At 52.7% G+C, this 24,164-nt stretch carries 22 protein-coding genes; 7 read left to right on the forward strand and 15 right to left on the reverse strand.

Features of this window, described 5'->3' with window-relative positions; all coding sequences use genetic code 11:
* Positions 1-193: 193 nt before the first annotated feature.
* The 8 genes from IAE34_RS15845 to IAE34_RS15870 form a co-directional block, all read right to left on the reverse strand.
* A complete protein-coding gene (locus IAE34_RS15845) occupies positions 194-1,291 on the reverse strand; it encodes an ImmA/IrrE family metallo-endopeptidase (RefSeq protein ID WP_200139903.1) in 1,098 nt (365 codons plus the stop codon).
* The gene (locus tag IAE34_RS15850) at positions 1,281-1,901 is read right to left on the reverse strand and encodes a hypothetical protein (RefSeq protein WP_019096084.1); all 621 of its coding nucleotides are present in this window, start codon (positions 1,899-1,901) and stop codon (positions 1,281-1,283) included. The genes IAE34_RS15845 and IAE34_RS15850 overlap by 11 nt, the downstream gene beginning before the upstream one ends.
* A gap of 220 nt (positions 1,902-2,121) precedes the next feature.
* A complete protein-coding gene (locus IAE34_RS15855) occupies positions 2,122-4,170 on the reverse strand; it encodes a hypothetical protein (protein WP_200139904.1) in 2,049 nt (682 codons plus the stop codon).
* Between the two features lie 97 nt (positions 4,171-4,267).
* A complete protein-coding gene (locus IAE34_RS24585) occupies positions 4,268-4,585 on the reverse strand; it encodes a hypothetical protein (protein ID WP_325100998.1) in 318 nt (105 codons plus the stop codon).
* Positions 4,586-4,754: 169 nt separating this feature from the next.
* Entirely contained in the window at positions 4,755-5,369 is a 615-nt protein-coding gene (locus tag IAE34_RS15860; RefSeq protein ID WP_200139905.1) for a hypothetical protein, read from the reverse strand.
* 57 nt (positions 5,370-5,426) lie between these two features.
* Positions 5,427-8,054 carry a site-specific integrase gene (locus IAE34_RS15865; RefSeq protein ID WP_233631177.1) on the reverse strand — a complete coding sequence of 876 codons (2,628 nt, stop codon included), beginning with the start codon at positions 8,052-8,054 and terminating at the stop codon, positions 5,427-5,429.
* 47 nt (positions 8,055-8,101) lie between these two features.
* Entirely contained in the window at positions 8,102-8,803 is a 702-nt protein-coding gene (locus IAE34_RS24365; RefSeq protein WP_233631178.1) for a hypothetical protein, read from the reverse strand.
* Positions 8,800-10,158, reverse strand: a complete 1,359-nt coding sequence (locus tag IAE34_RS15870) for a tyrosine-type recombinase/integrase (RefSeq protein ID WP_233631179.1) — start codon at positions 10,156-10,158, stop codon at positions 8,800-8,802. The genes IAE34_RS24365 and IAE34_RS15870 overlap by 4 nt, the downstream gene beginning before the upstream one ends.
* A 532-nt stretch (positions 10,159-10,690) precedes the next feature.
* Here IAE34_RS15870 and IAE34_RS15875 point away from each other — a divergent pair.
* Genes IAE34_RS15875 through IAE34_RS15885 form a run of 3 tightly spaced genes read left to right on the forward strand, consistent with a single transcriptional unit; the run spans position 10,691 to position 13,657 of the window.
* The gene (locus IAE34_RS15875) at positions 10,691-11,794 is read left to right on the forward strand and encodes a hypothetical protein (protein WP_200139907.1); all 1,104 of its coding nucleotides are present in this window, start codon (positions 10,691-10,693) and stop codon (positions 11,792-11,794) included.
* A gap of 7 nt (positions 11,795-11,801) precedes the next feature.
* Positions 11,802-12,974 carry a hypothetical protein gene (locus tag IAE34_RS15880; RefSeq protein WP_200139908.1) on the forward strand — a complete coding sequence of 391 codons (1,173 nt, stop codon included), beginning with the start codon at positions 11,802-11,804 and terminating at the stop codon, positions 12,972-12,974.
* Positions 12,971-13,657, forward strand: coding sequence for a hypothetical protein (locus tag IAE34_RS15885; RefSeq protein WP_200139909.1), 687 nt, complete (start codon positions 12,971-12,973; stop codon positions 13,655-13,657). Before IAE34_RS15880 ends, IAE34_RS15885 begins: the two co-directional genes overlap by 4 nt.
* Positions 13,658-13,971: 314 nt before the next feature.
* Here the strand turns inward: IAE34_RS15885 and IAE34_RS15890 are convergent, their stop codons facing one another.
* The 4 genes from IAE34_RS15890 to IAE34_RS15905 all read right to left on the reverse strand — a co-directional run bounded on the left by IAE34_RS15890 (position 13,972) and on the right by IAE34_RS15905 (position 17,355).
* Positions 13,972-14,283 (reverse strand): hypothetical protein, encoded by a 312-nt coding sequence (locus IAE34_RS15890; protein ID WP_200139910.1) that lies wholly within the window; start codon positions 14,281-14,283, stop codon positions 13,972-13,974.
* A 426-nt stretch (positions 14,284-14,709) separates the two neighbouring features.
* Complete coding sequence (locus IAE34_RS15895; RefSeq protein ID WP_200139911.1) at positions 14,710-15,540, reverse strand: hypothetical protein; 831 nt, start codon at positions 15,538-15,540, stop codon at positions 14,710-14,712.
* A 210-nt stretch (positions 15,541-15,750) separates the two neighbouring features.
* Positions 15,751-16,950: a hypothetical protein gene (locus IAE34_RS24370; RefSeq protein WP_233631180.1), complete on the reverse strand. Its 1,200-nt coding sequence runs from the start codon at positions 16,948-16,950 to the stop codon at positions 15,751-15,753.
* Between the two features lie 183 nt (positions 16,951-17,133).
* Positions 17,134-17,355 (reverse strand): type II toxin-antitoxin system CcdA family antitoxin, encoded by a 222-nt coding sequence (locus IAE34_RS15905; protein WP_200139912.1) that lies wholly within the window; start codon positions 17,353-17,355, stop codon positions 17,134-17,136.
* A gap of 220 nt (positions 17,356-17,575) precedes the next feature.
* Between IAE34_RS15905 and IAE34_RS15910 the strand changes: the two genes are divergently transcribed.
* The 4 genes from IAE34_RS15910 to IAE34_RS15925 all read left to right on the forward strand — a co-directional run bounded on the left by IAE34_RS15910 (position 17,576) and on the right by IAE34_RS15925 (position 21,788).
* Positions 17,576-20,425 (forward strand): UvrD-helicase domain-containing protein, encoded by a 2,850-nt coding sequence (locus IAE34_RS15910; RefSeq protein WP_233631181.1) that lies wholly within the window; start codon positions 17,576-17,578, stop codon positions 20,423-20,425.
* A 217-nt stretch (positions 20,426-20,642) separates the two neighbouring features.
* Positions 20,643-20,993, forward strand: coding sequence for a DUF3147 family protein (locus IAE34_RS15915; protein ID WP_200139913.1), 351 nt, complete (start codon positions 20,643-20,645; stop codon positions 20,991-20,993).
* A 57-nt stretch (positions 20,994-21,050) separates the two neighbouring features.
* Positions 21,051-21,344: a metal-sensing transcriptional repressor gene (locus IAE34_RS15920; protein ID WP_200139914.1), complete on the forward strand. Its 294-nt coding sequence runs from the start codon at positions 21,051-21,053 to the stop codon at positions 21,342-21,344.
* A 9-nt stretch (positions 21,345-21,353) separates the two neighbouring features.
* Positions 21,354-21,788, forward strand: coding sequence for a YqaA family protein (locus IAE34_RS15925; protein WP_200139915.1), 435 nt, complete (start codon positions 21,354-21,356; stop codon positions 21,786-21,788).
* A gap of 219 nt (positions 21,789-22,007) precedes the next feature.
* On the opposite strand, the gene IAE34_RS15930 is transcribed toward IAE34_RS15925, so the two are convergent.
* From IAE34_RS15930 to IAE34_RS15940, 3 genes are all read right to left on the reverse strand, one after another.
* Positions 22,008-22,775, reverse strand: a complete 768-nt coding sequence (locus IAE34_RS15930) for a hypothetical protein (RefSeq protein WP_200139916.1) — start codon at positions 22,773-22,775, stop codon at positions 22,008-22,010.
* 140 nt (positions 22,776-22,915) lie between these two features.
* Positions 22,916-23,110: a DUF7740 domain-containing protein gene (locus IAE34_RS15935; protein ID WP_200139917.1), complete on the reverse strand. Its 195-nt coding sequence runs from the start codon at positions 23,108-23,110 to the stop codon at positions 22,916-22,918.
* 91 nt (positions 23,111-23,201) lie between these two features.
* The gene (locus IAE34_RS15940) at positions 23,202-23,660 is read right to left on the reverse strand and encodes a helix-turn-helix domain-containing protein (RefSeq protein WP_200139918.1); all 459 of its coding nucleotides are present in this window, start codon (positions 23,658-23,660) and stop codon (positions 23,202-23,204) included.
* Positions 23,661-24,164 lie beyond the last annotated feature (504 nt).

The raw sequence follows: 24,164 nt of genomic DNA on the forward strand, positions 1-24,164 counted from the left end.
TTCACGACCTAGCGCTACTGCGGCGTCTGCCAGTCAAGTAAGCTTTGGGGGGCATTCAAAACATGATGCATGTGTTACGGACTTAAAGGTAACCGATGTTGCAGTTGATACTATTTTCTCATGACCCCAGAGGGAGGATATGTGCCCGCAGTCGTTCGAAATTGAGCGCCATATCCGCCTCCTAGTAGAACCTTCAGACCAGCCTCAAAGGTGGCTCAGGTGGTGCGAGCATGAAGCGGCTTTCAACCATCTCACGGGTAAGCCCACAGGCCTTGAGAGCCTTTCTCCAGCTAGCGTGATCTAGCAAATCCAGTGCGCGCTGCACCAGTCGAGGTGATTCCATCTCGATCTGATCATCGAGATCTTCCCGCCGTGTGAAGCCCTTGCGATTCAGATAGGTGAAGCCTGACTTGGCCTGTTCTTGGCTGATGAGATCCAGGGCCTGAGCCCGATAGATCAGCGCCTTGAAACTAACCTTCCACCTCAGCTTGAGCTCACCTAAGGCTTGCCAGTTGAGATACCGGCCTCGCATTGCAGGGAACTCTCCTGCAAAGCTTGCCCTGGGCATCAAAAGGGCACTTGCGAATTGGTTGGCCTGATCTTCCGTGTGCCGGCAGCCCGTTTCCACACCTTGGTGCATCACCAGGTGACCGAGCTCATGGGCGATGTCGAAACGTTGTCTGCACGGGTTCTGCTTCGCGGTATTGCGAACAATCAGTGGGCGCTTGTTGTGTAGGGAAAACGCGTCGATGCGGTCATCCGCTTCAGCGATATTGACGACCAGCACTCCAATCTTCTCGACCAGTCTGGTGACGTTCGAGAGAGGCCCAAGCCCCAACGATTGCTCTCTACGAAAACGCTCTGCAATTTGTTCGATAGTATCGACGCTTGTCACTGGTTCATCGTGTGTCCAAAAGCTGATATCCGGGAACGCGACTTCTTTGTCGAGCTCATCGATCAGCAGTTCGAAAAGCTCAACCTGAGCTGCAATCGATTTCTTCACCGTCACCGTTGAGGCGCGCACGCTTCGGAAATGGCATTGCTCAAGTTCAACGGAGCTGCGTCTAGGCGCAAAGAAAAACTCCTGAGTGACGCCCAGAGCCGTGCTCAGCATTTCCAGCTGTGCGGCTGAGGGAAATCCATTCACCTCCAGTTTGTGAGCATACTGCCGGGTAACCCCAAGCAGGTCACCGACGTCTGCAAGCGACCAACCGGACGCGCAGCGCGCAAGGCGCAGCTTGTCCGGAGAGAATTCGTCGCCTAATGCCAGTTGCTGTGTTCTATCGTCCATCTACGCTGCCAGGTTCGTCGGGTTTTTTCGTGTCGGCGTCTTTGTTTCTGCGAACCACCAAAGGTTCCTCGATCTCGACTTGAGCAGGGAGATCGCTGGTTCTGACCGGCACGCTGGCCTTGTATTCATGTGCCCAGTGGCAAAGGATATTTTGGTTGATATCGAAGCCCACGATCGTGGCCTTGAACTCAGGGAATTCGAGGTCGTTGTTCCCATCGACAAACAGTCTCCAGGTGGAAACCTCGGGGCTGGCCTCGAAGAGACTCAGTTGGTGCAGCTCGACCAGATTGGCCTTGAGCCGATGCAGTTTCTTAGGAGCATCAGGATCGTCGGTGACGATTTGTAGCAATACACCGTTGATGCTGATCGTGAAGTCCATGGTGCCATTTCGAAGCTCAAGCCATGGCAGGGTCACATCGGCACCCAACGCCTTACAGAGCCCTTGGAGACGCCCGTAAAGCAGGGTTGCGCGGGTGTATGCGGTATCGTTTGGAGTAGATGCATCAGCCAGCGCCTGATACGCAACTGAGATCACTTCCTGGCAGACCAGATCCAGGTATTCGGGGAGCAACTCGGGTGCGAAATGACTTGGGTGCTGGGTTTCGTGCATCGATACGACCTCGAAATCTGTGCAAATGAGGGATAATGTCAACCGGCATTTTTGTGCAGAAATCTTGGTTTGTCAACTGGGTGATCTTCAGGCTCTTCGTACCCAAAAGCGTCTCAATCAGCGGATACCGAGCCACGTTTATTGATCGGTCGCGTCTATGCGAGCTCTATGAGCAGCCGACACAACGCATGGTTGGAGTAATGCTCAGCAGTTCCTGACATCACTCAACCAGCGGCACAATCCGCTGCAAAGTCCCAGCGCCCGCAACCCTTGGATACCCTTCAATCTCATACGCGCAGTGTTCAATCACGCGAACTCCCTGCGCCTGCAGGTTCCTGACTAAGGCCATCCCCTTCATTTCCCCACCAGAGCTGCCTACATCAGAACCACGTTGAGCAGAGGTGAACACCAGCACCGGAGGCAGCGCGACCCCAAACGCCTCATTCGGACTCAATACGAAGCCCCCAGCCCAGGCGTACTCTGCAAATTCTTCGGCCTTGATCGTCCGATACCTCTGCGATTGCAGTACAAAAAGCTCGCCCGGCTTGACGTTCACTACTCGAATCAAGGCGTCATCCAGGCGCCGCAGGCCGCGTGGAGACAGCCGTATCAAGTCACCCTTTTTGGGCACTTTAGTTTCTGCTGGAACCGAACTGTACCGTCTGTTAAGGAGCAGCGAGATCTCGGGGCAATCACATACCACCGCAATACGCTGAACATCCTCTGCATCAATCCGCGCCTCGATGTCGGAGACCTCCCACAAGCACTGCTGGATGGGCAGAGCACCCTGCTGGCGTAGATGGACGTCGATTGTCCTGAAATAGCGGGACATCTGCTCAACAGCGGCATTAGCCGGCAGGGTGGCATCAACCAGCAAAACCAGGCTCACAACGTTTCCTAGCCCCGCCAGCAGCTGAAAAATTTCGAATAAGGGCAGTTGATTGAACTGCTGAACGACGATCGCCTGGCCGTGGATGCCATCCGTGATCTCGTAGAACGGGACATGAGCAACACCCAATTCGTCCTCATAAGCTGCACACCTGGATTTGGCGACTGTGACTGACGATGGAACGGTATTAGTCAGGAGTTCATAAACCGCGCGGTATTGCTGGGTGAATTCAATAGCGGCTCTAGTATCGTCATATCGTACAATTACCACTCGCGAGTTCAGAGCCCAGGAAACTTCTTCGTACATGTCGTGGGCAAACAGATCAGGGGTGAATGCGCTCAAGCGACTGAAGGCATGTTCGATCTCGCGCTGGCTGTAGACCGGATGAAACGGGCCGCAAATCCTGGTCAGATGGTCACGTACAGCGTTCTGAAGGCAGTAGTTGCTTCGAAGCTGAATCAGGCCCTCCATCTCGACTACCCAGCCGTGTCGCTCACATTCGCGGACTGCCTCAAACACCTCATCTAAGCCCAAAGTAGCCCCGAGAGGCCCAGTATCCCCAAAAGGCCTATCAGCCCCGAGAGGCCCAGTATCCCCAAAAGGCCTATCAGCCCCAAGAAGCCCATCACCCGCACATCCGTCACCATCGCCAACCGAATAGATAGACGCCACCTCAACAACGGTATTTCCTGCCAGCGACTGCGTTTCCAAATACCGCAGCAGCCACCAGGCATGCCTCAAGCCGGGGTTTAACTCGAAGCCGGCCATAAAAGCCGAAGCGTCATCGGCCTCAAGAAACGGGAGTGCCATTAGAGGGTTGGCCAGGAGGGAGTCGGTGTCCACCGGCAAATGCTTCACCATCCGCTCTGCGGCGGTCTGAGGAAGTCCTTGCCGCATGATGCCGAGCACCGATTCCTGGAAAGCCATGTAGTCCTCCCATGCGAACTGCAACTGGGCCGTCTGGGCATCGCCAAGATGCTTTCCGAGGATAAATCGACTCTCATGATCAAGTAGTTGTCGCACGCCGCGCCCTTCGGCTAGGGCCGTTTCGATCAACAAGCTCCCTAGACCATAAGGCGCAGCATAAAGGGGTAGGGCACCTTGAGTGCTAACGAAGCCCGCCAACGCCTTACACTCATCGAGTCCCACTTCAGTACCCGAGGTCACCGAAGCAACTGAAGCAACTGAAGCAATGACCAATCCTCTCCCTCGCTTCACAATGGACGCGCTATAGGTCATTCCTGGGAACAATGGTTTCAATTTTAGCGATGGATCAAGCTTCGCTCTGAAAGTGTTCCCACTGGACAAAGACAGGAGATGGAATTGCCGTTCGCCACTCAGAGTGAGCGTGAATTTACGGACGAAATAATGCTTTGCCATTGGCTGTGCACCACTGGTTAGAAAAGGCTAGGAAGGATAAAAAGGGCCGCAGACGCGCGAACAGATCGGCGTCCTCCGCAGCCTGACAAGAGCCTGGTCAGAACGTAAGAATCTTCCCAGATTTAATGATTTGCTCCCGAAAAGCCGAGCGCTGAAGTGCCCGCTCAGCATCCCGAAGTTGGGTTCGGAGCAACTGAATCTCTGTTCGCAAACTGGCCAGGGATTTGTCGTACTGTGTATGGGGCTTCGTGGAGGGTTGTGATTGCACATGCTCTAGCAAGAGATCAGCAATCTGGGACAGCTCTTGCCCACCCCGCCCTGGGTAGAACACTTGCCTGGTAAGTCCAACCGTACCCGCGAGCCATGCGAGGTTTATCTTGCCTGCCCGCATAGGTACCCCCTTACCTGATTGCATGACGTCTAGGGCCACCAAACGCAGCTGCTTTGCCGATTCCAATTCCGGTCTCATGGCGCGTAGCACCTCAAGCGGTGAGCCTTCTCGTGACACTTTCCCAATAGTGCTCCGATCTGGTGACTTAAAGTCGAGACCGGCACCATCAACAGCGGATGAGTCACCCTTCAATTTACGCACGGCTATTCTTCCATTTCACGTATGGAGCGATGAGCGCGGAATCAGCAATTGGCCTCGGGATTCCGCTGACATCCGAGAAGTCGATCAAGGTATCGTCGTCGATTCGAATCACCCGCTGGTGATCGAGGATCCTGTCCACCAGTTGGCAGGTCACTTCATACTCGCGTTGGTACTCAGGTACGCTGGCCTTTACGCTAGTCTCCTGAGCTTGGGGAAGCCTGGTGGCTCTGTTCGACAGATCGTCCACGATGTTACGAAGCTTGGCGTTTTCCTCTTCCAACTGCTTATTCCGGATCATCACCGTATGCCTAGGATCGATCTCCACGTTGTAAGGGGTCGAAGGCGTACCCCCATCGCTGTACAGCTCTGGGACGCGCTCTAGGCACTTCCTATATGACTTCTGACGCTTCAACAGCAAGCTACGATCAATGCCGCAAATGCGGGCAATTTCCTCTGCCAACTGGCTAATGTTCTTGAAACGCTTAGGGCCTTTCTGGAGCATCTCCAATGCGGCATTGATTCGAGCAAGGGTTGCATTAAGCTGAGCTGCCCCTCGCGTCGGCTTGGACGATAGAGCTGGTACGGACGCAAGAGGCTTCTTGACCATGCTTAGTTTGGCCCGACTTCATCAGTAGGTTTAGTCATCTCACATGGTCTGCTCATGTCAGTTCGCTCCCGCGAGCGAAAGTTGATGGTTTGTGGAGAGAGCACACGGTTTGCTCAATGCGTAGGTGGAGATTTCCTTGAATGAAATGCCAGTACCACCCATGATGGACAAAATCTGACCAATATAGATTTCCCTGTCTTCAAAGGATTGGGTGGCAACTTGCATGAATTCTGGGTTGCGTGCCAATTCATCAAGGATGAAGGGATAATGCTCTGAAGCAAAGCCTGGGAACTGTGACGCATCGATCAGCATTGACATTACTCGTTGCTTTGGATCATTCATATCCACGATGTGTTGCACTGGGTTGTTAAGATTTCGGTGGCGGGCTATGTAGCCAGCGGAGAGACTCTCATCCTCCCAGTTTTTCTTCAGGATCTGAATTGCCTGCCTATAGCCGGCAAGTTCAAGCATGCAAAGCGATAGATCCTCATGAATAACCTCTATCTCCGGCGAATCGGGTTGAAGTTTGTGAGTACGTTGAAGCTTGGCTTTCAGATGGTCAGCCTGGTTAGTAAGGTCTCTGACCTTTGCATTTAAACCAGGAAGGTGGTCAATTCCGAAGACCGCATACGGGCAGATGCCACAGGTTCGCGGTGACTGTGTGAAATCCAGAAGCTTTCTAGGGCATTTTCCGTTTAGTGCGCAAATACAGCAGTCCATAAATTTTACTCTCTGATCTTTGGTGGTTGTGATTAAGTCGACGCCGGTCTCTTCAATATCCAAAATTTCAGGTATCACGGAGATTAAATGCTGATCGCGGACGACAGCTTCTCTGTTGTTTTTCCAGCCTGCGACGAGTGCAGAATCTTTCGATGAGGGGCTTAGAGGCATTCCAGAAAGGGCGGCGAAAGAGCGATGACTGACATTCCGATTGGCTGCATCAATGATGGCAGTCGATTCCTGTTCTGTCGGCACCACGTAGTGCGAGCTTGTAAACTCATTCGCGTGGCCAACTTGGGCCCCAATTACTGAATAGTCTAAGAAACCATAAATTCTGCGATGGGTGATCCAGGTGGCACGCAGAGCATGTGGTGTATGAACCGCTGACCACTCACCCATGGGATTGCATTCAACAAACTCATGTCGACGCTCTGGGGGTACGAAGCTATTATAGATGTCTTGAAAGCCTCTAAGGATCAATATCCATTTTTCGTGGTACGACTTGTCGGAGAACGGGAGCCCGTTTGGAGTCCATGGGCTCCGAAATAGAGGATGTATGGGGTCGTAATTGCTAGCATTTGCTGGATCATTTTGGTAGTGAATGTCTACGAACTCACTACGATATTCTTTGATTTGAAAGTGCCGCTCTTGAAGCAAAACGTCCATGACCTTGTAGGGAAGGGTCACAGGCCGTGATTTTCCGTTCTTGTCGGTGTTTACAAATAAAACGCAGCTTCCGATGCTGCTTCGCATGGAGGGATCGTAATATTTATCGAAATTGCGGATGTCGAGCCACTGGCAGTTTTGGAGTCGTAGTCCTGAAAAAAGAGCGATCGTCAACATCCTCAGCTGCGAGAGCCAAGGCACGTATACGTATACATCACTAGACGTGTACTTTTCATTCCGCCACGAGTATACGTTTGCAATTTTCTTCAGAGGTATCTCGATCGTTTCCAAGGTATTGCTTGGATTCCATAGCTTAATAGTGTAGGAGATCCCACAAGCTTCCAGGTCGATCCAGGCTGAGTCGCGGATTTCGTTAATCTCACTGTGACTAAAGATTCCTCTCAAGCATTTGTTCTGTAGCTCCACTCCGATTGTGTCGAGAGCCATGACGTAGGCCTCAATCATCAGCATGGAGTCGATAGGCAAAGGGATTTTGTCGCTTTTCCCAGATGGCCCACTTCCATCGGAGTCAAATTTTGGATGGACAGGATTCTTGTACATGCTGTCGACCAGTACAGAGCCGCTTGGCATGATTTCAGAACCATTAACGATAGCTACCTCAAATAAGCGCCATACGATATTTATGAATGCAGACCTGGTTTTCGCCGTCCTTTTCAGGTCATAGAACTGAAGCAGTGTGAGTGGCAGGGGTACCTCTTCATCATCGACAGAAGGTTTGAAAGTAGTGGTATTGCCAGTGCGAGTCCAAAAAATCGTACGATGAAAGTCTTCAATGTGTTCAGGGAACTGGATAGCGGTATCAGGATGCTTTCTGAACCACGCGGGCAGGTAGATACCGATGTAGTCCATCACGATGTGTATGTACCCTACCTCTTGACGTCGAGCGGCAATGTTCAGCTTGTCTTGGAGATAGCTCAGGTGAAGTTTGCATGCTTTAGCCCAGCAAGTCAGTTTCCCTGGAGGTATTTCGTTATCGTAATAATCATTCAACCATTCGTAATCGTCTCTCGACCTAGGCTTGCGCCCAGGCAGAATCGCATACTCTTCGGGAGTAAGCATGTCAATTGATGCTGTGATTTCCTTTTGCGCCTGAGTTATCTTATGTTCTTTGCTTTCCTTTTCTTTCGTTTTTCGGCCATCGACGCCAGTGTCGTAGCGAATTCTCGCGCGCTCAAGGAGGATGTCTCGGGATGGCCTTTCTGAGAAATTACCCCAGTAGTGGATGAAGTTCTCGTATGTCTTGCGATGCTCGTCGCTTGAAACTTCCACTTGCATCATGCTCAAGTGGCTATGGTAGCCCTCAAGCACTCGTGCTTGTTCAGGCGTCACAGTGGTCGGATGTAGTTCTGCAAAGCACTGAACCCACGCCAAGTATGAGAAATCGGTTGTCCTCCCCCATTTCCAATACTGCGTATTTCACGTTGCTTATCAACCACAGCAGGAGCGGAGTCCCAAAGCTCTTGAAAACTGATGTCAGTAGGACTTTGCCAATTTACCCGGTACTGAAAGGAGCGGGTGCTACGGTGAATGTTAGATGTCTTAGGCCCAGAGGCATTGTAGATAAACGTCTGTGAGCAGGATTTGAGGTCGGGATATTTTGCCCACACACCAGATACCGTAAACGTATGAGGAAGGGTGACGTTGCCCTTGGCCCACAGTTGTACGAACATCGCCCGTAGTGGCACCCGAAGTCCTCTGACGTCCATGATGCTAGGCGCTACTGTGCCTGTCAGTTCGGTATACAACCGCGCTGATCGTTCCGCATCCTCCTCGCTATCCGAAGTGATGCAGAGTTCATGCAGGGTTGTCAGTTCTGTCGCCGTGAATGGTCGGTTTTTCCGCAGTCTCAGGAAAATGGAGGTTGCCAGGCGATGTCTCGCCTGACGATCCTTCATCAGCTCCGGATTGGCCTTGCCCGGCCTTGTTTCGAGATCAAAGGCCCTTTTTCCAAGCTCTTGCAGAATGCTCAGCGCGTTTTGAAGAGCGTCATCGCCGTGCACAGTAGGGCTGTTGGTCGTGTTGATCACGCTTCTGGGCCCCGATCAAGCAGCTGCTCGCCCAGTCGGGTGTAGGCCTGGCCACGGTAGTAATCGATGCCTTCACCCGTGCCTTTGTGATATACGAGTTCGTTGGCAGCATCGACGTCCACGAGGGTGCTGATACCCAAATCTGAGGCGTAGACCTGGGTGCTTTTGGGCTCAGCATGGCCCATCAACAACTGAATCTCAGGAAGGTCAAGACCCGGTTTGGGTCGGCCTGGCACCACCACGTAGTTACGTGCCCAAACGCCGAACAGATGGCGGAAATCGTGGGACGAGTAGTTGCCTTGGGGCGCTACGAACTTCAGTTTCTTCTGGGTGGCTTGAATGCGGCGGTTGATCGCTTTGTTAACGCTGTTGGCGTTGAGTTCGCACAGGGGCGTGCCGTAGGTCTCGTGATCAAGCGACAACAACAGCCAAGGGCTATCAGAGCAAGGCCGCACGGCCATGTACTCCTCAAGCTTCTGCCAGAAGATGGACTTGAATGGCTCAAACATCGTCACAACAGCCGTCTTGCGGCCTTTGAAGCCAAAGCTTTCCTTGTTGGTTGTATTACGAAGGCCTTGAGGGTCTTCGACGCGGATGATCCTCTTCTGGACGTCAATATTCTCCAAGCGAATCCCCATCGTTTCCGACACCCTCAAGCTTCCAAGTCCAAAGCTCCAGATCAAGCCGTCCAACGGGGATGGAGCGTTTGCAAGCATGGGTAATACGTGCGAGACATCGATGTGCCTTGCCGTCCGATGTTTCTTGACCTTAGGGGCGCGCAATCCGCCCTGGGCTTTCTTTGCACCGCTGCCAAGAGTGGGTTTGACCTGCAACGTGTTGGCATGGATTTGAGCCAATTCCTGAGGGCTGCGCACCCTGGGCTTGAGCTCCGGCAATGCATGCACCTGTGCCTGGGGAGGCTGGCCAGCGAGAACCGATGCTATTTCTGCCTGTTCGAACGTGATTGTGCTGCAGACCTCCAGCATCAGATTGGCACCTGCGATGTATTGGCCTGCTGATGCGGCAGAGATCGGTTTCCGGCCTGTTCGAATGGCTGCCTGCCGGACAATCGGATCTTTGGCGTTCGCACCGTCGATGAGATAGGACGGGAAAAGCTTCATGGTTTTCGAAGCCATAGCAGGGTCAAGGCGGCCAGAAAGGGCGCCGGTTTCATAGAGGAGCTCGGTGAGGAAACGTCCACCCCTTTCCAGAGCGACGACCGAGTTCTTTGCGTAGCGAATGCCAATCTGACTCCAGAGGAACTCAGTGAATTCGTTGTAAAAATCCAACGGGGCGCCGGTTGCTGTCTCGTAAAGCCTGGGAGGCTTGCCCTTGACTAGCGTAAGACTGTTCATCTCCTGGATCCTGCTGCCTCGGGCCGGCTGCTTTTGCGAGCCTTTCGGGGCAGAATTTGGGCCTTGACCCCTCAACGCAATCGTCGATTTATTCATATATTGACAATGGTCCCGGTTTGTGGTGTAATATAAGGCGCCGGATGGTATTGACTGTAATTTAAAATCTCAAATCACAAAATGTTCTTTGTGATTGTGTTTTTATGCATTTAGGTTTTATGCTTCCTGCTGAGGTCAGATTCCCATAGCCACCTGCCGTCAGTCCTCACCCTGTTCTAGGCCCCATGATTAAAGGCTTTCAGCCTTTCTGAACTCCTTCCAAAATGGCGTGTGCGGACTGTCTAATCGCTGACTCTCCCTAGCAGCCAAATCCCTGAATTTTGTTTGTTTTCTCCCCTGAAATTGACCCAGGTGTGCTGTCGCAAGCCCGACGAGCGGCACTAGCTTGGGAGGGGGCGCGGTGGTCGTGCTCGCCATTTTCGGGTAGCTTGTGCTGGCATGAAGCCATCTCTACTGCAGGACGCACCTCATCGGCATGGGCCAACGATCCCTGCTGTCACCGTTCCTGCGCATTCATTTCGTGACGGGAACAACCATGTCAGGCGGCGAAACCGAAAAAATTGCGAGGCTTGCTGAGCTCGTATCCAACGACATCTTCAGCTTTTTTCGCTGGAAGAAAGAGGGGCCTGCGAACCTCAATTTCGTCTGTGTGAAGCCGGAGACACATGCTCCTCAGAAGAAATCTGAGCACACGCATCCCACTGACGTGGTGTTCAAATATGCAGACCCCTATCTGAACAAGGCTGTCTACCTTCACACTGATTTGAAGAGCTACGCGGTGGGGTCGATCACCATGGACTCGATCAAAAAGGCCTTGAAGTCCTTGGGGAAGAGCATTGACTGTGCACGCTCATCGGGGGAATGGCAGACACGCTACCTCCTGGCCAAGCGCGAAAAGTACGAAGTGCGTGGGATGCTGTTTGTCTTCAATCACGACGACGAGTACGACAAGGATTTCTACGATCACTTTAAGGATTACAAGGGTGAGAACCTGCACATCAAGGATGGCCAGCAGGTTCATATCGTTGAACCTTCCCTGATCAATTACCTGAACACGCTGCAGGTCGATGTGAACGGCCTCAGGGCCAAGGGGACATTCCCGAAAGACAACTACACCTTCTATTACCCTGACCTGATTTTGCACAAGGCCAGCGGCGAATACTGGGAGCGTGCGGCCACCGCTGAACTTATCGCCTCGCCATACTTGATCATTCACCACAAAGAAGTGATCTCTTACTGCGAGAAGGCCAAGGCGCTGGCCGAAACATATAGCGAGGGTTACCTGATCTATTACCGTCGCGACGGGAGCTCCGAGATCGAGTTCAGGTACCTATTCGATGCGTTGTCCAGATTTCAGATTCTTAATGCGAACAAGGACTTGAAGATCCGGATCAGGGTTGCCAATCGCCACCATCATCCCAGCATCCTCAGCAACTTCAACGCTGCCATCAACAGCTATGTGACTGAGTGGGGCGAGGACGAAAATCGCAAACGCAAACTGCAGGCGATCGAGCTGGAGATCGTGAATCACGCGATCCCGAACTATAAGCCTGAAGCGATTGGATGGGAGCGAGGCTGATATGAGAATGGGTAGCTTGTACTTTGCGTCCGACAAGGCGATTTTCGACGCTCTTACGCAGCGCAGCCTGACGAGCGCTGAGCTCAGGAAGGTCTTCCTCTCCAGGGGGATTGTGATCTCGAATGAGTCGGACAAAAAATTCCTGGCCAATCGCTTCAGCGCCTTGTTCCACGATTACTACGACTACCGAAGCCTATCGCTCTTGGTGGGTGGTCGTGACAGCCGTGAGAAAACTACCAATGTGGTCGTCACCTCCGCTGTTCCCAAAGAAAAGCTGGCCGACGCTCTCAACTCCGTCAAGGAGTGGTTGATTGATGATCAACACGAACAAGCTGAGGTAGCGATCCATGGTGATCAACTCAAGCTCACCGTCAAATACCAGAAGCTTGATCTAAGCCAGGCGGAGTTCCGTCAGGTGGTTGAGAAGACGGCAGAGGTGATCATTGAGAAGCAAGGCAGTGGTTGGAAAATCACTGGGCCTATGAACGACAAGTTCAAGGACATCACGGATCAGTTGTACTCCCAGATCGAGATCGCCACTGATCAAGATGTGGCGACCCGAACCATTTCCTTGGAGGCGATCTCGGACGCGGGCATCAGGACGAATTTCCTTCGCAGCCTGATCCGTAACCTCAGGGATATGGAGGTGGTGGATGTGGTCGACGTGTCCACGTTCAACCCGAAGGATCGAGAGGATGATGACCTGGATCTCAGTGATGAGGCGCTGGTGATCGAAGATTCGATTGAGGTCGACTCTGATGATCAGGGCGAGGAGGGTGAGGGCGACGATCCTGAGGCTGAACTGGCCAAGCCGCAACCCGAAGCCAAGAGTCACAAGATCATCCGCATCGACAAGGCGTCTTTGAAAGGCAAAGGCGTTTTGGAGTCAAAGCAGCTCATGGAGCTTGAGGGCCACGGTTTTTATCTGTGGAAAATTCGATGGACAGCTCGCGAAAAGCTCGTCGGGTCGGAAATCGTGCAATTCGAGGCCCAGTTTGGCAATCAGGCTAAGTACTGCGACTTCTCCTACATCGTTAAAGGTGTCTACAACTACCACAATGGAAAGTACGCCAAGAACCTCGTGCGTGCCGAGCCTGTGTTCGAGCAAAAGCTCAAACTCCGGCTAGAAGAGGCGGCGCAGAAGACCTTGGATGACATCGAAAGGAGCTTGAAGACATGAAGTCAAAGCGGCTGAAACTCTGGGTTCTGACCGCTCGGATCGACTTTCAGACCCTTGTGCATGGACTTCGACGGCAACCGTTCAACGACCATAATCGCGTGGGCGTTGAACCGATCGAGATCCTGGACGACCAGGCCACATTCCGTTACCACGAGCAGCGAGACATCACCCAGTCGTTCACGAACCCTCTGGGTGAGACGGTGGAATCGAGTTACTCGATGTTCATCAGCTTCGATATGGTGATCGAGGTACTGGGGCCGGATCGATTTTCGATTTGCATGGGTTCGCCCGCCAAAGACCTGAAACCGTTCGTGGAGCTAATCCGGGCTGCGACGGGGACGAATTTCGCGCTGGAGATCGTGAAGCCGGACATTTCTTCGGTTTATCAGCAGCTCAAGGCTGACAAGCGTTTCACCAGAGTGATGGCCAAGCGAATCGTGTCAGGGGCAGTAACCTTCGATATTGAAAGCAGCTACCGGGTCGACATTGCTTCCACCGGTAACGCGATGACGAAGCTATTGGAGATCACAGGTGGGCGGGCTGCGCCGATCGACAAGATTAAAATTGTCTACCAGTACGATACCAAGCCCGTCCAGGTTGAGATGTCCAGATCTGGCTCCATAGCCGTATCGTTGGATGATGAGGAACACCTGCACCTGCTGACGAGCCTGTTGATTCGATAGTCATAGTCGAGGTGGGTTAGGCAGAGGCCATAGGCGCGATCCAACCCAACCCACCTCACTCTACTTGCGATTGATATGAAGTACCCAGTTCGATTCGACGCCGCTCGATATGTGAGGCAGTCGAAACAGATGCCGACGAACGAGAGGCCAGGCACTTGAGGAAGTGTTGCGCTGTACATGCTTGAGCCGCACGAGGCTCAGAGCGCTCGTGGGAGGTTCGGAGCGGGAAAGGAGCCTAACCCCGTGAGACACGAGGTGAGTTTTCGCCTGACGCTGTCCGAGTGGAGGCGTTATAGATCGTGAGCATCTGTACTTCATTTCTCAGTGTCAGTCACCTTGGGAGGAGATGCTGGAGTGGCAGGTGCTGGAGTAGTTGGCTGGGACGGCTTGCTGGCCAACGTTTCCGCGATCTCCGCGCAGTTCAAACCCTCGTAGCGGCTGCGAACTTGCTCTTCGGCACCACCGCCTTCGATGGCTATCTCAAACGCTGCCTCGAAGGCTTTTGCGGGGTCGGCCTCGGTGATTTTTGCAATGATTTTTGCGTTATCCCTAACCGCCTTCAAACCATCGACCACCTCACTGACCAGCCCGTTTACCATACCTTGACGCAATGGTGGTTTTCTCATCAGGAATCGCTCCGCTATGGTTCAAATCAACAATTGGTGCGTGTTTAAGTCAAGCACAGAATTCAGGTTTATCAATACATTTCCTTTAAATTCAATCGTATAGAGAACTCGTTGTGTTTCTGCTTTTGACACAGAGGCTTGCAGTTATTTGCTGAGAAACAACCTGAGTATCGGAAGACTGAGTGCTGCTGAAGATGTGACAAGTGTCACGTTTTCTCTATCGGACGCTCTGACACGTTATCCCCAGGAAGGACGGTGGGGGAGGTTGACTGGGACGAGAACCGGTGTGGCATGAGGTACCAGCTCGACACCGCAACGCGAACAGCTAGGTGCCGCTGACCTCTTGCTGCCGTAAACGGCCCATCTGTCGGTGAGTGGGTGTTATTATTTTTATACTGGGGTGATGAGTATGTTGCCTAGTATTTCCTAATTTTCTAATAGCTCAAGAAGTTCATTGATTTTGAGAGTGCAAGTCCTGTTGCCGAGAAAAGGTGCTGCATACCGTTCTAAAAGTTCTTGGTTGGGCTTAAGGCCTGCCTTAAGATGTTTGCGGGCGCTTTGAAGGTTTTCCTTCGTATATTCCATTCCTTCTGAGAGCATTTCGGTAAGTAGTCGTTCCCTTCTTTCAGCTGCCGGCTTGCCGATGCAACCCAGTTTGATATAGTTTGCGAGATGAATGGCTAAAACTTTTTCGCTGTGGAAATAATTGAACCTCGATGCAAGGTGCTGTTCGTAGGCTTCATCAATTACGCCAGAAGATAGAAGTTCGCCATAAAATTTAGGAAGTTTGTCTTCTAGGAACCCGGCTTGAACTTTCTTCTCGGGCGCGAGAAGGATATAAAAAGGCGTGTGAGCCTTAAGGTCTACATGCTTGAGGAGTGTAAGGCCATAACACGCAGCGCCGATGATGCACAGATTGTTACCGGTTGCTGAGTTTACCGATCTCAGCTTATTAGAAATTAAGCTCCACGCTACAAATTCATTGGTTTTTGCAATGTGCAGCCCTTTGTCTTTATCTCCGTGCATATCTAAATGTAAAAATGGTTTAAGTCCAAAACGGCTTTCATAGATTAAATCATCAAGCAGATCTGTTAGGTCTTTTCTTGAATTTATTTCAATGAGTGTTATGTTGCGATTTTTCGAGCTGAATGCGCTGAATACATCTTCGAAAATTCGATTCGATAATCCGACATCTTTTTCTGATAAACTTCTAATCCAAAATATTTGGTTATATGAGAAAGTTGTATTTAATTGCATTCGCTGTGACATTCCTGGCTCGCTTTTATGGTGAGTGCAGGGGAAGATTTACGATTATAGCCGTATCGTTGGATGACGAAGAGCATCTGCACCTGCTGACAAGCCTATTAATTCGTTGACCGGACACAAAAGCTTTGCAGGTCGTGGAGGAGGGGCATCGCCAATGGCGATGCCGGGGAGCTGCCGACCGCTAGGTTCTCTACCTCCCCGCTAGTGAGGCGGCAGATCTGTGAAGCGCAGCCGGGGGTAGATCCGATTCTCCTCAGCGCATTTTGAAATCTCATAAAACGCTGACAGCAGTTCATCTTCCGAAGGGCAGTGCCTAGTCATGACCTCGAACTCGTCGTAATCGAACGCCAGGACTCGGATACCTACCTCGTCCATGAACTGCAAAATCATGGCGCTGTATTCTTCGTAGTTGTCGATGAACAGCTCCTTGACCACCACAACTCCCACAAGGGGGCGTGCTGAGAGGTCAATGTCCAAGGGCGTGCCGTCCACAAGCCTGAGGGCTGGATTGCCCTCTCTTCTTATAGTTGAGATTGGCCCACGCAGTTGCTGAAGGCCTCCCGCCAACTGACTTATTGCCTTTTTTCGCTTTCGCTCAAGCTTTGTGTTCAAAATCGCTGGTGTATTGGGGCTGTCCTTCGCTTGCAGCAGCAAAGTCACTCTGTCACCCATAACCACTACGTCAGTCAGCTCTTCGCCGTCGGAGACTTTCAAGGGCCCGTGGATGATCCGCTCAGGTGGGTAGGCACGTTGGAGCAGGTAGATGATATCCAGCTCCTGAAAGGTACCTGGCTCCGCGCGCTCAAGCCTGAAGTTTGAGTAGCCCTTAGAGCCTAGAAAGCCCTGCTGAGTGAGGTCAGTGATAAGCAGATAGTCGGAAGGGAACAAATCCTCCTGCAGAAACACCGTTGTGGCACGAGCATCGTCCTCATGAGTAGTGAGGCTGAACCACCTATCCGCCTGGTCGTACATCTGGGGGCCGTGGTGCATTCCGAGAGGGCCGAGCACGCTGATCTCCTTACGGAGCTGGCCGAGTTCCGCCTGGGCCTTACAGCCGAAAAGCTCACGATTATGCTCATCGAAAAAGCACACGTAGAACTCGTCAGGAAGGCGCCGCAGAGCTTCGGTGGTAGGGGCTGCAGGACGGAGGGCGGTTTTGATCAAAAGTGGGCTTTGTGGATCATCAAAGCAGGCAGTGAGTAGCGTGAGCCCCCGCGTTTCATCTGCCTTGTAAGGCGCTAGGTAAAGCTTCAACTCGCGCCTTTGCTTAGCGGCTAGGATGTATTCCTTGCCTGTTTTGATTACCAGGACTGGCCCATGGGGGCCTTCAACGATGCATAGGCCACGGGGCAGCTCGGCGATCTGCCTAATCGCTTCCGGCTTCATGATCGTGAGGTACATCGGAGCTCCTTGGCGGTTGGCAGAGTGCTTCCTGCAAAGCCTGAAGCGTATGCGAGATGCCGTGCGAGTGATAGCAGCTCATTGGCATATCGACTTCGAAGAAAGCGGCCTGTAACAGATACCGCCAGGCAACAGTTGAGAAACCTTTGTTCGCACCTATGACCATATCAGAGGGCGATCAGGCTAGAAGCACCGCACACCATCGCTGAACACGCCATGCTCCTGCACACGCTTGTTGTAGCGCTTCAGGGCTTGGCGGTTTTCCTGCCGCCATTGCTCTGATGTCTGCCCCGCGCCATCCAGCTCTTGCGGATCAATCTGCAAGGGCAGGGCATCTGGGCAGTCTTTAGAATGGCTGAAGCCCCGATCGCCATCATCCCCATCAGTCCGCGTCGGCATAGCCATCATCCCGTTCCTTTGAAGTCAAAAGCTCAGTCTACCTGCCAACTCGCAACCTGCCTCGTCGAAGGCGACGACTTCATGTTTTATCAATGGGCACCTAGCTCATTTAAGTCGGGAGCGCTTTATTGGCCGTTGGGATTGGTCTCTGTTTAGGGTATCAATACCTACCTTGGAAGGTAGTGGGCAGCTTTTCGTCCACGCGTCGTCGTCGGGGAGGTCGTTTTTGGCAAGGGAATACATATGGAGGCCATCGTTTTTTGGTCGCCTGTTCACCGGATCGCCGCCGTGGTCGTTGCGTTCGATAAACGGGCGTTTCGAATTGCATGTGAACGATGAGAGAGTCGAGATCGATCTTGATCGAGGTGACCGCATCAGCGTGCGCCGAGGTGTTCTCTGGGGCCACCTGTCCTTCCAGGACGGTACTTTGCGGGGCTTGCCTAATACGTCTGTGGCGAGCCTCAACGAAGAAATCGCAAGCGTGGTGGGTGATCACCAGCGTCTTGTAGCGGAGAGGCTGGCGGAGGCCGAGCGACTCAGACTCGCGCGAGTAGAGCGCTTCAGGTCAGCGTATACACTCGTCACGACGTGGTTGGCCGAGGCGGAGCGCCTGCTGAATGATTCGCGAGCTCAGAGACGGTGGGTCACTCATGAACAGCAGATCGCACTGCAGGCTATCAGGCCTAAGCTCCAGATGCCCGAGAAAGAGCTGGAAACCCTGCTGGAAGACGAAGACCTGAGAAAGTCCTTGGGTGTACAGCGCGTCGACGTTCAGAACTCATTGGTCGCCTTGCGAAAGGACTGGGCAGCTCACTGGGCAACGGAGAACAAAGCGCATACCAAGAGAGAGCGGGTCGCCTCCAGCAAATTGCTTTCTAGCGTGGAAAAGCGCGCGTTGAACGATGAGCAGGCCGAGGCGGTTATTTGCTTCGATAACCGTGTTCAAGTGGCGGCGTCCGCAGGGTCTGGCAAGACGTCCACCATGGTCGCGAAGGCTGCCTACGCCATTGATCGCGGCTTTTTTCAGCCCAAAGAAATCGTGATGTTGGCGTTCAACAAGGACGCAGCAAAAGAGCTGGCTGAGCGTGCAGAACAATCGTTCAAGCGCCTGGGAATGGACGGAGTCAAGGTTCGTGCTAAGACCTTCCACAGGCTAGGCCTCGCCATCATCGGCTACGCCACTGGAAAGAAACCGCGTGTTCCAGATTGGGTGGTCAAGGAAAAACTGGCATTCGAGAAGCTGGAAACGCTTGTTGATGGGCTAAAGGACAGTTCAATCGCATTCCGCAGCCGATGGGATTTGTTCCGGCTCGTATTTGGTCGTGATCTTCCAACCTTCAAGGCAATGAAGATACCTCCAAAGACCGGTTCCAAGTCTGGCCGTCTCGTCCCTCTGCAGGGCGATCCGGTCAAAAGCCTGGAGGAGTGCATGATCGCCAACTGGCTGCACTACAACGGCGTCGAGTATGTATATGAACGCTCATATGAGCATGAGACCGCCACCGCGACCCACAGCCAGTACCACCCAGATTTCTATTACCCAGCGATTGGGTTGTACCACGAGCATTTTGCCTTGGATGGCAATGGAAAGCCCCCTGAGCATTTTGAAGGGTACCTCGAAGATACCGTGTGGAAGCGCGCGCTGCATCGTCAGCATGGCACGCGGCTGATTGAGACCACCTCCCACCAGATCCGTGAGAACACCTGGATTGAGCACCTGACACGTGAGCTTACGAGCCGAGGGATTAAGCTCGATCCAAACCCTGATCGCCCCATACCTCCAGATCGTCAGCCACCGCTTTCGGAGATGAAGTTGATTGGGCTGATTCGAACCTTTATCGCTCATGTGAAAAGCAACTGCCTGACCCAACACGATTTGCGGGCTCGTGTCGAAGGGCTGTCGTCGGGGCTATTCACGCATCGCTACATGTTCCTGGATATCCTTTGGCCTGTGATGGATGCCTGGAATCGAGCGTTGGAAGATGTTGGTGGACTGGATTTCGAGGACATGCTTGTGCAGGCCGCTGAGCATGTGGAGCAGGGACGCTGTAAGCCGAAATTCCGACTGGTTATGGCTGATGAGTTTCAGGACGCATCTAGAGCGCGAGCGCGGCTCTGCAGAGCACTGGTAGGTGAGCCTGGACGCCATTTCTTTGCGGTTGGCGATGACTGGCAATCGATCAACAGGTTTGCTGGCTCTGATGTTTCGATGATGACGGACTTCAAGAGGTTTTTTGGTTCTGGACAGTTGCTCAAGCTGCAGCAGACCTTCAGATGCCCTCAAGACCTGTGCGACGTCTCCAGCCGGTTTGTCAGCAAAAATCCTGTGCAGCTCACCAAAACGGTTGTGTCTGCAACACCTGCGGTAGGCCCGGTGCTTCGGGCCGTGATGGTGCAGGCCAAAAAAGAGATCGGGCCTGCCATCGTCACCTTCCTTGAGAGCCTGCTTGCGGGCCTCAAGGATGGATCGATCCCGAAAGCGAACGATCGCTTGATCAAGGTATGCATCCTTGGGCGTTACAACGACGAGATAGGCTACGTTCCTGAGAACTGGCAGGCGAAATGCCGAGGCCTTGTTGAGGTCTCATTTTTGAGCGTTCATCGTTCGAAGGGTACCGAAGCCGACTATGTGATTTTACCCGCCATGGTGAGTATGAAGCGTGGTCGGAGCTTTCCAAGCACGATGACAGATGACCCTGTCCTGAGCCTGGTGATGCCGGCGGGAGATTCATACCTGTTCGCAGAAGAGCGGCGTCTCTTCTATGTCGCCCTTACGCGTGCAAGGCGGACGGTGGTGATGTACACGGTGGAAAAGCAGGTGTCGGTATTCTTGAAGGAACTGGTGCAGGAAGGCGCTCTTGAGGTCAAGGATACCAACGGGGCTGCTGTCAAACTCTACCCCTGCCCCAGCTGTAAAGTGGGTGACCTTGTCATCAAGGACGGAAAGCATGGGAAATTCGTGACCTGCAACAACTTTCCAGAGTGCGATTTCAAGCCCCCGAAGCCGGCCAAGAAACCGGCCAAAAAGGCCTCTTTCTCGGGCCGTCGATTCTCTAAACGCAGGTATAGCGTATAGGTAGGATAGCCCGTGTGGTTGATTACCGACGCCTTGCGTCATCCCCACCAAAGCCTGCCGTAGTGCTTGCAATCGCCTCCAATACTGAAACCCAGAGGTACGCGTAGGTCGAACGGGTTGTCTGTCTGGATGGTGGCTCATGGGATTGTAATATCCCCCCTGGGGGGATACGATCAGACTTCATTTTTTGAGGCGTGTCTCGGACGCATCCAAGCCTATGAGCTGGCTGATCACCAAATACTTCATCACCTCTGCCATCGTTGTCCTGATGTCGGAGTTTGCCAAGCGCAGCGACAAGCTAGGCGGTTTGATCGCGTCGCTGCCCTTGGTGACGGTGCTCACCTTGGTCTGGCTGCACTACGAACAGCAGAGCCCAGACAAGATCGCCAATCATGCCTGGTACACCTTCTGGTACGTCGTGCCCACCTTGCCCATGTTCCTGATCTTTCCCAAGCTCATCGAGCGAATGGGGTTCTGGCCAGCGCTGTGCATCGCTATGGTTTCCAGCATGGTGATCTTCGTAGTATTTGCCACTGTGCTACGGCGTTTCGGAATCGATCTGCTTTGAGTGCATGAGCAACCCCAGGTAGGGGATACTGCGTCCTCACTGTCGCCGGATCAGATCATGACCAACCATACGCCTCAGCATGAGCATACCCATCAGTCTCACGACGCTATCGTGAAGCGCCTCAAGCGTGCCGAGGGCCATCTGCGCAGTATCGTGACGATGATCGAGGATGGCAGGGCATGCGTTGATATTGCCCAGCAACTGCATGCAGTGGAGAAGGCCGTCTTGCAGGCCAAGCGCACGCTGATCCAGGATCATATCGATCATTGCCTGGAGCATGCAGTCGATGCCATGGCCAGCGGCGAAGGTGCATCGCTTGAGGAGTTCAAGCAGATCACCAAGTACCTGTAGGCAGCCGCCATGTGGGCCACCGGGTACATCGGGTTGTTCGTCTCGGCATTCGGTGCCGCTACTCTGCTCCCACTCCAATCGGAGGCTGTTTTGGTTGCTTTGTTATGGGCCAAGCAGCATCCGGTGTGGACGCTGTTGTTGGTGGCCACTGCGGGGAACGTATTGGGCTCGCTCGTAAACTGGGTGCTCGGGCGATACCTTGAGCATTGCCGTGAAAAGCGCTGGCTCCCTGTCTCCGCCAGGCGCCTGGAGAGTGTCCAGCGGACGTACCAACGTTATGGTCGATGGTCTTTGCTACTGAGTTGGATGCCCGTCATCGGTGATCCCCTCACATTGGTTGCGGGGTTGATGAGAGAGCCGTTGTGGAGCTTCCTGATCATTGTGACAGTCGCTAAGGCCGCTCGTTACGGTGTTCTTGGAGCGATTACCGCCGGTTGGACATGAAAGCTTGAAGGATGTGATGCTGCTTGAACGTTGAAGATTGTTGATTCAAAGCAACTCAAAAAATTGTATAGTCAAAGTTACTGCTTCTTAATAATTTTTTTTGAGTTGCTATGAGATTTATTTCCGGTGGTTTTGCTATAGATTCTCGCGATAGGCCTATTCGAGTTCGACCTACAAGGTCTGAGCGGCCAGCGCTACGTTTGCATGGTGCAGATCCCGCTAGCGAGAGTAGTTGATGTAGCCAAAACTGTAGTTTTTTATCATGTTCAGAGTTTTTTCAGCTCGTCCAGGAGCTGGGCAAGCTTGGGCACTGATGTCTTGTAGGAATTTCTTTGTTACTGTCATGAAATGTTCCGGTACGGCATGCTCCGCCAAGTTTTCAAAAAAACCTTCATGCCCGAATTTACTTTTAAGGTAGACGTGCGCCCTCTGCATTTTTCGTTGCCATGTATAAGGGTAGATGTCCTTATCTTCTTCTTCCATTTTCTCGCTTGGCTGAATGATGGCAGTGCCGTGCGCAATAAAATTCCTTAAGACAAATAGGGCGTTGATCCCTTCTTTGGTGCTTTCGTCAGTTATCTTGTCCATAGATATATTGAAATAGAATAGATATTGATTTTTTAAATTTTCCCATCCGCCTTGAAGTTCGACTTCGTCGCGAAATTTACAGAGGAGTTCTTCAGGCTTTGTTGGGCCTGACCTTCCCGATCTGTTTGCTTCGTCAACCATCAAGTTGATATCTGTTGAAAGCTTCTCCGATATTATGCTTCTAAGTGTGCCTTCTAGGATGGAAGCGTTCAGAGTAATTAGGGCTAGAGATTGATTATAATTGGCATAGTCATGCTTGGGAGGGGCTGTTTTATTTAGTTCGGCGGACGGATCGAGGTTTAAGGGAGTTCGAATTGTTAGAGCTTTCTTGTACCCTAGCGCAAGAACCTCATATGCGATAAGTAATGAGCTGCTGGTCTCCCATATTTTATGTTTCACGCGTCTCTCCTTTAGCTTTTTGGTAGGATCTAAGGCGGCTATGGTTACAGAGGTTTTTAGTCGGAGTGGATGCGACTGGTGACTAAGCTAAATACAGTTTTATATTTGTGGGCATGCTGGTAGCGTATTGGTTAAGTCCCCTAATCATCCAGATTCGCCGCGAGATGCTGAATCAACTGGCGCGGGCTCTTCGTATCCACAATCTGAAAAATGATGTCCCGCTTACTCCGTGGGAGCTTTTTGACCACGTTTCTGGCCGCACGCCGAATGGCCTCGTCAGACCCATGGATGCGGTCGGCTAAAAGCAATACCAGGATGGCGTCAGAAAGGGTCATGATCAGCTTGATCGCAAACTTGAGTTGAGTCGTTTGGTGCCGGGCAAACGCGAGAATAGACCAGCGCCATTCGCCCCTCTGCCAGGTGTTGTCACTGACTCCAAAAATCAGCCACCGTCGATTTTGCCAGCTGCAATTTCTCAGCAGTCTGACGCTGCGTCATGCCGGCAGCCTTGCATTCCTGGACGCTGGCCCGTCGAGATTCGCGCTTTTCCACACGCACTTGCGCGGGCCCGAGGTTGATCTGATCCGCGAGGTTTTCCATTCCACCCGCCTCGCGAAACGCAGCCAGCTCCTCTTCGATCCGCTGTATCACCGATGCCAGGGGCTCGTCTCTATCCGCCGACGCGCTGAGTACCAGCAGTGTCAGTGCATCAATGTCCAGAGCCTTGCCAATGGCCTCTAATTTCCCGAGCGTTACGTCCGACCGCCCGTGTTCGAGAAGCTGAACGTACGACCGTCCAGCGGCGCCGCCTAGGTCGGTTTGAGCCAGGTCATGAGTTGACCTGATCGCCCTAAGGGCAACACCCAGGCCGTCACGCAGCGCCATGTCGTTTCCTCAAAAACGAGGATAAAGCCACGTTGTCATGCCCGAATCGACAGTATATATTGTGCCGTGTCGGGCGAGTGGTGTTACCGGCTGCAGCGTTCGGAGCGCACGACCGCCTGCTCAAACGCTGCAATACCCAAGGCAAGAGAGCCGTTTGGGCAGGATTTCAATATAGGCCTAATTCGTGTTTCGGGTGCTTCCCAGGGGCGCCAGATCCTTGCGCCTCAGTTGCTTACGGTGTCGACATCGCTCTACTGACCGGGATGCAATCCAGCGGGGAGAGCACGAGTCAGCGCTGCAAGGTTGGAAATATACAGTGGAAAGGTGAGGGGTTATGGGAGCGCCGCGACAAGTTCTGGCAGCTCAGGCGCTGGACTTTGGCATTACGATTACTGGCTATCTGTGTGCTGCTCGTTTCTATTCGCCAGTGCTAGTGGGTACTGTTTTCGGAGATGCAAAGGCGCGATTCAGAGAGGGCGCGATGATCCGGACGTCGGCGATATT

The organism is Pseudomonas sp. S30 (genome assembly GCF_016518545.1).
In the GTDB taxonomy this organism is placed as follows: domain Bacteria; phylum Pseudomonadota; class Gammaproteobacteria; order Pseudomonadales; family Pseudomonadaceae; genus Aquipseudomonas.